Source organism: Streptomyces sp. NPDC003635 (genome assembly GCF_053587635.1).
Genome location: NZ_JBSFOK010000008.1, coordinates 89683 through 102525, shown reverse-complemented (window position 1 = coordinate 102525; position 12843 = coordinate 89683). Strand labels below are relative to the sequence as shown.

12 protein-coding genes are annotated in these 12843 nt (G+C 72.1%); 4 read left to right on the top strand and 8 right to left on the bottom strand.

The features are described 5' to 3' along the window. Positions 1-9 precede the first annotated feature (9 nt). Genes ACWDRW_RS10520 through ACWDRW_RS10510 form a run of 3 tightly spaced genes read right to left on the bottom strand, consistent with a single transcriptional unit; the run spans position 10 to position 3151 of the window. The gene (locus ACWDRW_RS10520; protein ID WP_451721945.1) at positions 10-654 is read right to left on the bottom strand and encodes an ABC transporter permease subunit; all 645 of its coding nucleotides are present in this window, start codon (positions 652-654) and stop codon (positions 10-12) included. Further along, a complete protein-coding gene (locus ACWDRW_RS10515) occupies positions 651-1598 on the bottom strand; it encodes an ABC transporter permease (RefSeq protein WP_451721943.1) in 948 nt (315 codons plus the stop codon). The genes ACWDRW_RS10520 and ACWDRW_RS10515 overlap by 4 nt, the downstream gene beginning before the upstream one ends. A 2-nt stretch (positions 1599-1600) precedes the next feature. Continuing rightward, entirely contained in the window at positions 1601-3151 is a 1551-nt protein-coding gene (locus tag ACWDRW_RS10510) for an ABC transporter substrate-binding protein (protein ID WP_451721941.1), read from the bottom strand. Between the two features lie 159 nt (positions 3152-3310). Between ACWDRW_RS10510 and ACWDRW_RS10505 the strand changes: the two genes are divergently transcribed. After that, entirely contained in the window at positions 3311-4234 is a 924-nt protein-coding gene (locus tag ACWDRW_RS10505) for a universal stress protein (RefSeq protein ID WP_451721940.1), read from the top strand. Positions 4235-4241: 7 nt separating this feature from the next. Here the strand turns inward: ACWDRW_RS10505 and ACWDRW_RS10500 are convergent, their stop codons facing one another. Next, positions 4242-5438, bottom strand: coding sequence for a M20 metallopeptidase family protein (locus ACWDRW_RS10500; protein ID WP_451721938.1), 1197 nt, complete (start codon positions 5436-5438; stop codon positions 4242-4244). Positions 5439-6161: 723 nt separating this feature from the next. On the opposite strand from ACWDRW_RS10500, the gene ACWDRW_RS10495 reads away from it, so the two are divergent. Next, a complete protein-coding gene (locus tag ACWDRW_RS10495; protein WP_451721937.1) occupies positions 6162-7757 on the top strand; it encodes an NBR1-Ig-like domain-containing protein in 1596 nt (531 codons plus the stop codon). A 39-nt stretch (positions 7758-7796) separates the two neighbouring features. Here the strand turns inward: ACWDRW_RS10495 and ACWDRW_RS10490 are convergent, their stop codons facing one another. After that, the gene (locus tag ACWDRW_RS10490; protein ID WP_451721935.1) at positions 7797-8675 is read right to left on the bottom strand and encodes a S1 family peptidase; all 879 of its coding nucleotides are present in this window, start codon (positions 8673-8675) and stop codon (positions 7797-7799) included. 239 nt (positions 8676-8914) lie between these two features. Between ACWDRW_RS10490 and ACWDRW_RS10485 the strand changes: the two genes are divergently transcribed. Beyond that, on the top strand, positions 8915-9328 hold the full coding sequence (locus ACWDRW_RS10485) for a hypothetical protein (protein WP_451721934.1): 414 nt from the start codon (positions 8915-8917) through the stop codon (positions 9326-9328). A gap of 9 nt (positions 9329-9337) precedes the next feature. Here ACWDRW_RS10485 and ACWDRW_RS10480 read toward each other — a convergent pair whose 3' ends face one another. The 3 genes from ACWDRW_RS10480 to ACWDRW_RS10470 all read right to left on the bottom strand — a co-directional run bounded on the left by ACWDRW_RS10480 (position 9338) and on the right by ACWDRW_RS10470 (position 11748). After that, on the bottom strand, positions 9338-9670 hold the full coding sequence (locus ACWDRW_RS10480) for an antibiotic biosynthesis monooxygenase family protein (protein ID WP_451721933.1): 333 nt from the start codon (positions 9668-9670) through the stop codon (positions 9338-9340). A gap of 84 nt (positions 9671-9754) precedes the next feature. Beyond that, positions 9755-10369 carry a hypothetical protein gene (locus ACWDRW_RS10475; RefSeq protein WP_451721931.1) on the bottom strand — a complete coding sequence of 205 codons (615 nt, stop codon included), beginning with the start codon at positions 10367-10369 and terminating at the stop codon, positions 9755-9757. A gap of 125 nt (positions 10370-10494) precedes the next feature. Continuing rightward, the gene (locus ACWDRW_RS10470) at positions 10495-11748 is read right to left on the bottom strand and encodes an MFS transporter (RefSeq protein WP_451721930.1); all 1254 of its coding nucleotides are present in this window, start codon (positions 11746-11748) and stop codon (positions 10495-10497) included. Between the two features lie 139 nt (positions 11749-11887). Here ACWDRW_RS10470 and ACWDRW_RS10465 point away from each other — a divergent pair, with 139 nt between their 5' ends. Further along, positions 11888-12823 carry a LysR family transcriptional regulator gene (locus ACWDRW_RS10465; protein WP_451721929.1) on the top strand — a complete coding sequence of 312 codons (936 nt, stop codon included), beginning with the start codon at positions 11888-11890 and terminating at the stop codon, positions 12821-12823. Positions 12824-12843 lie beyond the last annotated feature (20 nt).

Below are 12843 nucleotides of genomic sequence, written 5' to 3'. Positions count from 1 at the left end.
CCGTCGGATTCAGCCCGAGCCCGAGGAAGTTCGCCGAACCGACGAGGAACACGGCGAGGGTGACGCGGGTGCCGACGTCGGCGGCGACCGGGGCGAGCACCGAGCGCGCGATGTGATCACCTGGACGCGCACCGGGGATTCGCCTTGGACACGCAGCGCTTCGGTGACGGGACCGCTGGCCGCGTCCAGCGCCGCCGCTCGGACCAGACGCGCCACCGGCGGCACATTGACCGCGGCGACCGCGAGGCAGATGGCGACGGGGGAGCCGCGCCAGCTGACCGCGACCACGCTGATCACCAGCAGGGTCGGCAGCGGAAGCAGGACGTCCAGAGGGCGGATGAGGAGTTCGTCCGCCCAACGGCGGCGCGTCGAGGCGGCCAGCAGCCCCAGCGTCCCTCCGAGGAGGTAGGCCAGGACGACCGCGCCGAGCGCCATCCCCAGCGCGCTGCGCCCGCCGTGCAGCAGCAGGGCGAGTACGTCCCGGCCGAGCCCGTCCGTGCCCAGGAGGTGCTCGGAGCCGGCGGCGGCGTACGGTGCGGCCTGCCCGCCGCGCGGTGTCCCGGTGCACAGCGGTCCCAGCACGGCGACGCCCACGGGCAGGGCGAGGAGGACGGCGCCGAATCCCACGGGACCGGGCCGTCTGAGGAGCTTCACCGCAGGACCTCCGTGCGCGGGACGAGTCGATGGCAGACCAGATCGGCGGCGAGACTGAACAGCAGGGCCGCCGCCGCGACCACGAGGGCCAGGCCCTGCACGGTGGGTACGTCCCGCGCCTCCACCGCCCGCACCAGGGCGGTCGCCACTCCGGGGACGGCGAACACCGCCTCGACGATCAGCACGCCGCCGACCAGGTTGTCGCCGACCCGGGCCAGTTCCTGGATGCCGGGCACGGCCGCGTTGGGCAGGACATGGCGCACGATCAGTGTCCGGCGCGGCACTCCCAGGCGTCGGGCCTGGACGACGTAACCGGCCTTGAGGACCGTCACCATGCCCGCTCGCACCTGCCGTGAGAGCAGACAGATCATGCGGGCGGACACGACCGCCACGGGGAGGACCAGCAGCGCGGGCCGCAGGAGCAGCTCGCCCGCCGACACGCCCACCCAGGTCGCGGGCAGCCAGCCCAGTCTCAGCGACAAACCGGCCACCAGCAGCAGCGCGAGCACGAAGTCCGGTACGGCGCTCAGCGTCAGGGAGACCGAGGAGACGGCCCGGTCCAGTCGGCCGCCCTCGCGCAGCCCCGAGGCGATGCCCAGGGCGACCGCGAGGGGAACGACCACAGCGAGTGTCACCGCCCCGAGCACCAGCGTGATACCGACCGTGTCGACCAGGATGTCCCGCACCGGGCCGCCGCTGACCAGCGAGGTGCCGAGGTCGCCGGTGATAACCCCGGACGCCCAGTCGGCGAACCGTTCCGGCAGCGGCCGGTCCAGCCGGAGTTGTTCGCGCAGTGCCGCCACCTGTTCGGGGGTGGCGTCCTCGTTGTTGCGGACGTCGGCCGCGTCGCCCGGCAGCAGGGAGGTCAGGACGAAGACCAGCCCGCCGAGCAGGGCGAGTTGGACAGCCGCGAGGGCGAGGCGCTGGAGGGCGTACCCGCGCATCGTCAGGCCAGCCACACCTTGTCGAAGCGGGCCGAGTCCAGGGTGTTGGGCGGAGCCGCCGTCATGCCCCGCACTCGCGACGAGACGGCGTTGAGCCAGTCCGGGTGGCCCCAGACGAGCAGGCCGCCCTCGTCGTGGATCGTGCGCTGCAACTCGCCGTACAGTGCGCCGCGTTCGGCCTCGTCGGTGGTGGACTGGGCCTTGGCGAAGGTGGCGTCGAAGTCCTTGCGGCGCCAACCGGAGGCGTTGAAGGCGGACTTGGTGAGCAGCCGGTCGTTGATGTAGTTCGGGATGGTCATGGCGCCGGAGCGGTGGCTGCCCAGCACACCCTTGGTCAGCTGGTCCTTGAAGTAGGTCTCCGAGGAACCGGTGGTGATCCTGACCCGGAGTCCGGCGTCGGCGGCCTGCTCGGCGAAGAGCGTGGCCGCCTCCACGAAGCCGGTCGCCACCGAGGAGGTGTAGATGGACAGTGTCTTGTTCAGCGCACCGGCCTTCTTCAGCAGGGCGCGGGCTTCTGCGACGTCCCGGGTGCGCTGCGGTATGTCGTCGGGGTAGTACTGGTAGCCCCGGCCGAACATGTCGTTGCCGACGACGCCCTGGCCCGCCAGGACCACGTCGACGAGCTTCTCGCGGTCGGCGAGCAGCTTGAACGCCAGGGTGACGTCGGGGTTGTCGAAGGGTTCCCGGTCGCACTTCATGACGATGGCCTGGGCCGTGCTGCCCTTCGCGGCGAGGATCCGCACGGAGTCGTCGGCCTGGACGGTCCGGGCGAAGGTCGGCGTCATCTCGAAGCCGTACTCCGCCTCGCCCGCCCGCAGCGCGTTGCCCCGGGCGTCGGTGTCGGCGGACAGGACGCGCAGTTCGTCGACGTACGCGCCGCCGTCCCAGTGGTCGTCGAACCGCTCGGCGACGAAACCGCGGCCGGCCTGGAAGGTCTTCAGCCGGAACGCCCCGGTGCCCACGGCCTTGGCGGGGTCGGAGTACCGGGCGCTGACGACGGCCGTGCCCAGTGTGCCGAGCAGGGCGGGGAAGTCAGCGCTGGGCTGCTTCAGTGCGACCTCGACGACGTCCCTGCCCTTCTGGCGGCTGTTCTTGAGGTCGATGACGGAGAGCAGGCTCTGTGCGAAGTGGGTGGTCGCCTTCGGGTCGAGGATCCGGCCGAAGGTGAACAGCACGTCCTCGGGGGTGAGCGCCTTGCCGTCGTGGAACGTCGCCTCGCGCAGGGTGAAGCGCCACACGGTCGCGTCGTCGTTGGGCTCCCACTTCTCGGCGAGCCGGGGCACGGGGGCCATGTCGGCGTCCAGGTCCACGAGACGGTCGAAGAGTGCCTTGGTGCGGGCCATGTCGATGGCGAGGGCCTCCGCGTGCGGGTCGATGGTCTCCATCTCGCCGCCGCCGGTGAACAGGGCGCGGAACTGTCCGCCGCGCCGCGGTCGCCCCTTGCCGTCCGCCGCCGTGCCGCCGGTCCCGCCACCGCACCCGGCCAGCGCCACGGCCCCGGCGGCGGCGCCGGCGAGGGCCAGGAAATCGCGACGGTTACGCAAGATCGACATGCTGCTCCCAAGGGATCACGTGGAGTGGACCCCGCACCTGGGCCGCAAGGACGGGGCGGGCGGTGCGGGGCGTGGCCAGCATGGTCTAGATGAAAATGGTTGTCAACATCGTCTGATGGTTCGACAAACGACATGACGGCTGACGGGCGCGGAGAGAGAATGGGAGGACACCTCGGCACGCTGGAGGTGGTGGGAGCCATGGTGCGACCCCTGATCGTGGGCGTCGACGGCTCGGAGCCCAGCCTCCACGCCGTCGACTGGGCCGCGGACGAAGCGCTCCGCCAGGGCGTCCCCCTGCGGATCGTCCACGCCTCGCTGTGGGAGCGGTACGAGAGCGCGGCACTGGCGGACACCCCCGGAGCCGACCCCGACGTGGTCACGGAGCACGACCTCGCGCAGAGCGTCGTCGCCACGGCGGCCAAGCGCGCCGGGCAGCGCGCACCGGACCTGGAGATCAGCATCGACGTGGTGCCGGAGGACCCCGCGTCGGCGTTGCTGAACGAGGCGCGGCGCGCCTGCGCCGTCGTGACCGGCGTACGGGGCCGGGGCCCGCTCAGGGAACTGCTGCTCGGCTCGGTCAGCCTCTCCCTCGCCGCCCGGTCCCCCTGCCCGGTCGTCGTCGTGCGCGGCCGGGAGGCCAACCGAACCACCGCGAACGGCCGCGTCGTCGTGGGCATCGGCGGAACCTCGGCCCCGGTCGCGGTCCGGTACGCCATCAAGGAGGCGGCGGCGCGCGGCTGCGAGGTCGAGGCGGTACGGGCCTGGCGGCGTCCGGCGCACAAAGCCGTGCCGCATCCCCTCCTGGCCGGACAGCCCGCCCACGCCGAGCAGGAGCATGCCGCGTTCCTGCTCGCCGAGGCCCTGGACGACGTGGCCGAGGAGCACCCCGACGTCCTCGTGCACCGCGCACTGCCGGAGGGCACGGCCCGTCACGCGCTGGTGGCCAGGTCCTCGGCGGCCGACCTCCTGGTCATCGGCGCGCACCGGCGCAAGGGGCATCTCGGTCCGCAACTCGGCCTGGTGGGCCACACCGTGCTGCACCACGCGGAGTGCCCGGTGGCGGTGGTGCCACAGCACCGATGACGCACGCCTACCCGGCGAGCAACCTCAGCGCCACGGCCGCGTGCAGTGCGACGCCGGCCGCCATGGACTCCTCGTCGAACACCACCCGGCTGGAGTGGCAGTCGGGCACGCCCTCGGGACCGGCCCCGGCAGGACGTGCGCCGAGAAAGGCCATCGCGCCGGGCACCCGGCGCAGCACGTACGAGAAGTCCTCCGAACCCATGACGGGTTCGGGCAGTTCCTGCACGGCGTCCGGCCCGAGCAGACCCTCGGCCGTGTCGCGTACGGCCGCGGTGACGTCGGCGTCGTTGACGACCGGCGGATAGCCCTCCGTCAGCTCCACCTCCACCGTGGCCGCGTGGGCGGCGGCGACATGGTGCGCGACCCGGGTGATGCCGTCGCGGAGCTTGTGCCGGGTCTCCGGCGTGAGCGTGCGGACGGTGCCGAGGATCTCCGCCGTCTCCGGGATGATGTTGGTGGTCGTGCCGGCGTGGAGGGAGGCGACGGTCACCACCGCCGGGTCGAACACGTTCACCGTACGGGTGACCATCGTCTGCAGCGCCTGCACGATCTCGCAGGCCACCGGGATCGGGTCCAGGGCGTGGTGGGGCGTGGACGCGTGGCCGGAGCGGCCGCGCACGGTCAGGTGGAGGAGATCGGATGCGGCGAAGGTCGGGCCGGGACGCAGATGCAGTGTCCCGCTGTCGAACCGCGTGCTCACATGCAGGGCGAACGCCGCCTTCACGGGTTCGCCGCCCGGGGTGTCCAGCAGCCCCTCGTCGATCATGGGTTGGGCGCCGCCCCCGGACTCCTCCGCGGGCTGGAACATGAACACGACCCGGCCCGCCAACTCCGTCCGATGGCTCGCCAGCAGCCGGGCGGCGCCGGCCAGCATCGTGGTGTGCAGGTCGTGACCGCAGGCGTGCATGGCCCCGGGCACCTCCGAGGCGAACTCAAGCCCGCTTTCCTCCTGTTGGGGCAGCGCGTCCATGTCGCCCCGCAGGAGAACGGTCGGCCCGGACCGCGCCCCCTCCAGGACAGCCGTGACCGAGCTGAGCCGCTCGCCGGTGCTGACGTCCAGGCCGAGCCCCTCCAACGCGGCGAGCACCCTCGCCTGGGTACGGGGCAGGTCCAGGCCCAGTTCGGGCGCACGGTGCAGGTCCCGCCTCAGCCGTACGAGATCGGGCAGGAGCTTGTGGGCTTCGGAGCGGAGGTCGATGGTCATCGGGCGGCTCCCGTGAGGTCGCGTCACTGCGTCGGCGGGAACAGTGCCCAGCGGTGGTGTCGCCTACGCGCCGGTGTCGGCCACGTACTAGGCGGCCGCATCTGGCGCGAGTGAGGGATGTGACCAACTGACGGCGAGTGTCCGCCCCTCCCCGTCCGGCGTGCGGCAAGTGCGCTGACCGGCGGCCGGGTTGGCCAATCCGGCGGTCAGCAGCGCCGTCAGGACTCTCAGTAAGCCGTGCGGGTGCCTGCGTCGCCCGGACCCCGCGGAGCCGTTGCCGACTTGGGACCGCCTCACGTACCGCGGTTCAGGAAATCGATCAGCCGCGTTTCCGAGCGCATCAGCCGTTCCCGCTGCTCAGGTGGAAGTGACGCCAGCGCGTCGACGAGCACTTCACTCCGGGGGACATGCACCATCGCACCGGAGTAGATCCGGCACCCGGAACACCAGCTGAGCCCCACGCACCGCTCGAACATGGAGGACTGGGGCGGATGGAAGCGGTACCGATACGACCGGACGGCCGTCCCGCACGTGGCGCAGCTCCGTCGCTCTCCCGTGAGGACCGTGGCCCAGGAGCCGACTTTGCGCCACGGTCGCCACCCGGTGGATGCTCTTCAAGTCGTCATGCCGAGCATTCTCCCCCTTGGCGGGGCGACGAGCGGTGCCGAACCGGGCATTCCCTTGCAACACTCCCCACCAGGACTCGGCCGGGGGAGGCGCGAGATGGACCGTCTGCACACCGATCAACAACTCGGCACCGGAGAGGAACTGACGTCGAACAACGCCCGGGTGCGCCTGGTGATGCAGGGGGACGGGACCCTCGTCCTGTATCGCACGGACGACGGGGCCGCGCTGTGGTCCTCCGACACGTGGCAGCAACCGGGCACGCACGCGGTGATGCAAGGGGACGGCAACTTCGTCCTGTACACGGCGGAGGGGAAACCGCTGTGGGCCACCCACACCGACGGCAATCCCGGGTCGTGGATCGTTCTGCAGGATGACGGGAACCTCGTCCTCTACAGCGACGCCGGTCTCGCCCTGTGGGCATCCGGCACCGTCCAGCGGTTCGGCCCGGCCTCCGTCCCCGGCTTCCTGCCCTCGACCCGGGCCCCCTTGTTCCGCAACGGACCGTGGCCGCCCGGTACCGCGCTGCGGATATCCGTCCCCGGACTTCCGGGCGCTTCCGTGGACGCGACCGGGATGGGGCTGTGCGGGGGCATGTCGTTCCTGGCCAGGGACATCCACAAGAGCGGGACACCACAACTGCGCGGACGGTCCGCCGAGCGGATCCCCCTAGAGCTCGCCCAGCACATCCTCGGGCGCCTCGTCGACAGCTTCAACGGTCCGGCACTGATTCAGCGCTGGCTCGCGGAGACCCAGGCCCTCGACCACGAGACCGTGTTCTGGGGGCCAGGCCTCTTCCACCGGACGATCGACGAAGTGCCCGGCATCCTCGACGACATCGACCACGGCGTTCTCTGCCCGATCGGCCTCGTGCTGGTCCGGTCGTACGCCCCCTGGGACGTGTTCAAGAACCATGTCGTGCTGGTGTGGGGCTACGAACGGCATGGCGACGTCCTCACCCTGCGCGTCTACGACTGCAACGAACCCGGCAAGGACGACATCGTCATCCAGCTGGACATCAGCTCGCACCGCCCGGCCAAGACCATCACCACGAACGGCACGGACGGCGAGGTGCCCGGCCAGATCCGCGGGTTCTTCCGCATCCCCTACACGCCGGCCGATCCCGCTCCGGCCTACGTCGACGGCGCCTCCGTCCGGCTGACCGGGCCGCCGCCCACCCCGATGGGGGCCGGCGCCTCCTCCCGCGTGACCGTGACCGCGGAGAACAGCGGCTCGACCACCTGGACCACCCGCGACCACTACCGCCTGGGCAGTCAGGCCCCCCAGGACAACACCGTGTGGGGAACGGGCCGGATCGAGCTGCCGCAGGCCTCCGTGGATCCTGGCGACAGCGCCGTCTTCCAGTTCGACATCACGGCTCCGGCCGCGGCAGGCAGGTACGCCTTCTGCTGGCAGATGGTGCGAGAAGGAGTGCGCTGGTTCGGCCAGGCCGGCCCCCGGGTGAACGTGGCCGTCGGGTCCACCAGCGGTGTCTGCGACGAACTGCGCGTTCAGTACGAGGACTTCGCCCAGCAACTCGATGACGTGAGGCGGGAACTCGAAGGTATCGACTGGAGCGATCCGTACGAGGCCAGGCGCGAGGCCACGCGCCTGAACAGGCAGGCAAGGACGCTGCGAGACCACCTCGACGTGGTGGAACGCGACCAGCGGACACACGGGTGCGCGCCCAGTTGACGCTCGCTCTGCCCACCCGGCGGCGCGGGCGGCGGTCCGTCAGTAGACGGACAACCCGTAAGCGCCCAGGACCTCCTGGATCGGCTGGTAGTACGTGGTGCCGCCGGTGGTGCAGTTGCCGGTGCCGCCGGACAGGATGCCGATGACCTTGTCACCCGCGTAGAGCGGGCCGCCGCTGTCGCCGGGTTCGGCGCAGATGTTGGTCTGGATGAGTCCGTAGACGATCTCGCCGCCCCCGTAGTTGACGGTCGCGTTGAGTGCGGTGACCCTGCCGCAGCGGACACCGGTGGTCGCGCCCCGGCGGCAGACGCTCTGGCCGACGTAGGCGCTCGCGGTGCCGGTGACGTCGACGGTCCCGATGGTGCCGGGGTGCGGGACACCCGCGTTGGCGTAGCGCACCACGCCGAAGTCGTTGCCCGGGAAGCTGGTGCTGGTGGTCGGTCCGATCGCGGTGGTCTGGGCGGAGTTGGTGTACCAGGTGGACGTGGCCTCAGTGCAGTGGCCGGCGGTGACGAAGTAGTACGTCGTTCCGCTGCGCACGTTGACCCCGGCCGAGCAGCGCAGGCCGGAGCCGTAGACGCCGTCGCCGCCCGACACGAGGGCGCGGAGCCGGTCGCTCTGCCGTACGAGCGTGATGGCGCCGTCGAAGCGTGCGGCGAGGCGCCGGAGTCGGGCGAGATCGGGGTCCGTGACCGTGGCGTCGGCGTGGACCCGCAGAGTCCCCGTGCGCTGGTCGACGGCCCAGGACGTCCCGGCGATCCCCAGGCTCTCGACTGCCGACGCGGCGCGCGTCGCGGTCTGTTCCGCCGGCGCGGCGACCGCGCTCGTTCCGGACACGGCGAGGACGGCCACGACGAGCAGGCTCAGTAGGCGGGCGGTCGGCCCGAGACGTCCCTTGGTGGTACGGCGTGCGGTCATCGCCCACAACTCCCCGAAGACTTCGGTTGGTTGGCCACGTGATGCCGGGCTGATACGGCGTACGCCGTACCGCCTGATGGAAACGGCGGCGCCCATTGTGCCGGGCCACCGCGGCCGCGGGTAGGTCGCCTTCAGGCCGCGGGTCCGTACCGTCGGACCCCGGCGCGGTCGCACCGAGGGTGACGCGATAGGGAAGGGGGGCACATGAAGCCCAACGCCCCTGTGAACCGGAGTACTTCGTGAGACTCGTGCCCCGCTCCCCGTCCGGCTGGACCATATCGGTGTTCGGCGTCCTCGCCGCCGCCCTCGGCGGCGTAGGGCTGATCGCGCCGGACGCCCTTCTCACCGTCATGGGGTTCCCGGATCCCGACGGGTCCGGGCGGGCCGAGGGAGACCACACCCTGGTGTTCGTGACCGCCTCTTCCATGGCGGCGGTCAACATGGGGGTGTACTACGTGCTGGCCGCCGCCTCGGACTGGAAGGCGTTCTTCCGCTGGACCGTGCCCTTCCGGCTGCTGACGTGCACGGTCTTCACGCTCGCGGTGATCGGCGACCGGGCCCCCGCCGCGTTCCTGGGTGTCGGCCTGTGGGAGGGGCTCGGCGCGCTGCTCACCGGCGCGGCGCTGCGTTACGAGGCGCGGCGCACCGCGTAACCGGGGACGTCAGTCCCGCTTGGGCGCCGCCTGCTGCACGACGTCGAAGGACCACAGGGTGGAACCGCTGGCCGCGGGCTTGGGGCGCTCGCCGCCCTCGGCAGGGCCACCGCCCTGGTGGGCTGCCTTCATCGGTCCCTCCATCCACGCCTGGAAGGACTCCTCGTCGCGCCAGCGCGTGTAGACGAGGTAGTTGTCGGTGCCCTCGACGGGCCTCAGGAGTTCGAACCACTCGAAGCCGTCGGAGCTCTCCACGGCGTGCGCGCGGGAGGCGAAGCGCTTCTCGAGCGTCTCGCGCTGCTCGGCGGGGACGGCCAGTACGTTGATCTTGACTACGCTCATGGTGCTCATCCTGCCGCACGTCGCTCGGTGGACGGGCGTCGCCCCGCACGGCACGCGTCGCGTCGGCCGGGGAGGCGCGGCGGATCAGAGCTCCTCCGGGAGGACGTCGGCCAGCGGCGCGCCCGCGCCCCAGCGGCGCAGCGCCGCGCCGTCGAGCAGCCAGGTCGTGCCGTCCCTGCGCGCCCATTGGACGTCGCGGGCCGCGAACGTGCCCCGGTGGACGACCAGACGCAGGCCCTCCTCGCCGGGCCTGTCGCGGCGCGTGGGGGGATGGGGCGGGTCCTCGTCGGGCAGGGGCTCCGCCACGGGCCGGAAGGCGACGTCGAGGTGACCGCCGTCGGTGTTGCGCGCGCACACGCGGGGCCGGTCGGGCGCGGGCATCAGCCGTACCCGCCAGCCGTCCCGGCGCAGCATGCGCGCGACGGCCAGCGCGAGGCCCTGGGTGTCGAGTTCCAGGAGATCGTCCGGTGTGTAGTAGCCGGTGCGCCGACGGGCGTCCGGCCGCCGACGCCGTAACCACAGCGTCAGGGCGCCCGCGACGCCCAGGACACCGACGAGCGGCACCACGAACCCCGCGGCCCGGTATCCCCAGGCCAGCAGCGCGACCACGGAGCACACGGCCGTCACCGTCAGCGCGAGCGCCGGCAGGACATCGCGGAACCTCGGTCCGTAGAGCCCGCCGGCTCGCAGCAGGCGCACGGCTTGCCGCCGTTGCGCGCGACGGGAGGGGGAAGGGCCGGACATCCACGACAGGCGCGCCACAGTGTCAGCCCCCCCCCAGTGCCTCCCCGATGCCACCGCTGATGTGCATACCCGTTACGCGGTCAAGTACCGCACGGATGGAGGGAATTGAGGGGGCGATCCGAGTCCGGTGCCGGCGCGTGGCGGGGGAGCAGGAGCGGGGTGGCAAGCAGGAGTACGCCGGCCAGGGCGATGGCGGTGCGCGGGCCGATGACGCTGCCCAGTACGCCCCAGAGGGCGGTGAGGAGTGCGGCCGAGGCCTTCGTCGTCACCGTCCAGGCGGACAGGGTGCGGACGACGCGGTCGGTCGCGGTGCGCCGGAGACGGTAGGTGGCCTGGACAGGATTGAAGACCGCGCAACTGAAGATGAGCCCGAGCTCGATGCCGATGACCAGCAGCAGTCCTGGGGTGCCCGGTCCGAGGAAGGCCAGGCCGACCGGCCAGATCGCCCGCAGCGTCCCGGCCGCGATCAGCACGTGGTGCTGCCCGAACCGGTTGACGAGGCGCGGGGCCAGGCGTGCGCCGAGCAGCCCGGCGATCGACGGTACGGCGAAGGCGATGCCGTACTGCCAGGGAGTGAACCCGAGCGGGCCGAGCATGAGGACGGCCAGCAGCGGCGAGGTGGCCATGATCAGCCCGTTGAACAGGGCAGTATGGAAGAACAGTGGACGCAGGATGGTGTCGGCGAGGATGTACCGCCAGCCGACGATCAGATCGCCCGCGCGGGGGCGCGCGGCCTCCCGGCGGTCGGGGCGCGGCTCGTGCCCGCCCGTCGCACGGATGCCCAGGGCCGAGAGCAGGTGGCTGGCCGCGTCGGCCACCACCGTCGCCACCGGCCCGAGGAGCCCGATCGCGGCGCCGCCCAGGGGCGGCCCGATGATCGTGGTGGTCCAAGTCGTCGACTCGAAGCGGGCGTTGGCGACGAGCAGGTCCTGGTCCGGCAGCAGCGTCTTCAGGTACGCGCCCGAGGCGGCGCGGAAGGTGATGTCGGCCGCCGCGACGACGGCCGAGACCAGCAGGAGCTGAAGGAAGGTGAGGGCGCCGAGCGCGAACGCGGCGGGGATCGTCAGCAGCGCCGCGCACCGCGCCAGGTCCATCGCGATCAGCACCGGGCGTTTGCGGCGGAACTCCACCCACGGTCCGAGCGGCACGGCCACCGCCGCGCCGACGGCGGCCCCCACGGCGGACAGCGCGGCGACCTCGGCGGGCGAGGCGTCCAGCACCTCGACGGCGATCAGCGGGAAGGCGCCGAAGGCGAGCCAGGTGCCGAGGGCGCTGGTTCCGTACGCTGCCCACAGCCACCCGAAGGCCCGCCCCAGCCGGTGCTCGCTTCTCATCCCCGCTCGCCTCTCGCGTCTCCCGTTCCGTACAACCAGTCCGTGTCCCGAGAGCATCCAAGCGGCCGCGTTGCCGCAGATCAAACAACCGGAAGCCCACTCGGCCACAACCAGTGGTTGTGCCCTTAGGGTGTGGGGTGTGGATCTCGACAGCGTCCGGACCTTCCTCGCCGTCGCCGAGGCGGGGCAGTTCCAGCAGGCCGCCGCCGAGCTGGCGATCACCCAGCAGGCGGTCTCCAAGCGCATCGCAGCCCTGGAACGCGCCCTGGCAGTACGGCTGTTCACCCGCACCCCGCGCGGCGCGGAGCTCACCATCGACGGGCAGGCGTTCCTACCCCACGCGCGCGAGTTGCTGCGGATCGCCCACCGCGCGGCCGCGTCCGTCCGCCCCGCCGACCGGCCGCTGCGCGTCGACGTGATCGCCTCACGCGGCGCGGCCTCGGGCCTCATGCGCGCCTTCCACCGCGCGCATCCCGACATCGACCTCGACGTGGTGTGGCTGTTCGAGATCGAGAAAGCCGCGGCCGCGCTGCGCTCCGGCGCGATCGACGCCTCGTTCCGGGCGGTCGGGGCGCCGGGTCGGCCAGCGGGTGAGGATCTGGTCTCGGTGCGGGTGCTCGACGAGCCACTGGAGCTCCTGACGGGCCCGGACCACACGCTGGCGGGCGAGCGGTCGGTGTCTCTCGCTCAGCTGGCCGGGCACCGGATCTGGATGCCCGGCATCGTGCCCGGCACCGAGTGGGCGGCCTATTACGACGACCTCGTGGCCCGGTTCGGCCTCACCATCGAGGCGACCGGCCCCAACTTCGGCTCCGACGCGCTCCTGGACACCGTCGCCGACACCCCGGCCCTGGCCACCTTCATGGGGGCGCACACCCGCCTGGTCTGGCCGACCGGCCACGACCTGCGCCGCATCCCGATCACCGACCCCACCCCCGTCTACCCGCACTCCCTCCTCTGGCACCGCGACAACGCCCACCCGGCGCTGGCCACGCTCCGAGCCCACCTCGCCGCGACGACGGCCGACCAGGACGCCGCCGGAACGTGGACACCGCAGTGGGCCAGGGGGCGCTGAACGCGCCGGTGGGAGGGGGC

Coding starts and splice junctions, on each gene's coding strand:
- ACWDRW_RS10515 (WP_451721943.1), bottom strand. CDS start 1,598: ATGCGCGGGTACGCCCTCCAGCGCCTCGCCCTCGCGGCTGTCCAACTC.
- ACWDRW_RS10510 (WP_451721941.1), bottom strand. CDS start 3,151: ATGTCGATCTTGCGTAACCGTCGCGATTTCCTGGCCCTCGCCGGCGCC.
- ACWDRW_RS10505 (WP_451721940.1), top strand. CDS start 3,311: ATGGGAGGACACCTCGGCACGCTGGAGGTGGTGGGAGCCATGGTGCGA.
- ACWDRW_RS10500 (WP_451721938.1), bottom strand. CDS start 5,438: ATGACCATCGACCTCCGCTCCGAAGCCCACAAGCTCCTGCCCGATCTC.
- ACWDRW_RS10495 (WP_451721937.1), top strand. CDS start 6,162: ATGGACCGTCTGCACACCGATCAACAACTCGGCACCGGAGAGGAACTG.
- ACWDRW_RS10490 (WP_451721935.1), bottom strand. CDS start 8,675: ATGACCGCACGCCGTACCACCAAGGGACGTCTCGGGCCGACCGCCCGC.
- ACWDRW_RS10480 (WP_451721933.1), bottom strand. CDS start 9,670: ATGAGCGTAGTCAAGATCAACGTACTGGCCGTCCCCGCCGAGCAGCGC.
- ACWDRW_RS10470 (WP_451721930.1), bottom strand. CDS start 11,748: ATGAGAAGCGAGCACCGGCTGGGGCGGGCCTTCGGGTGGCTGTGGGCA.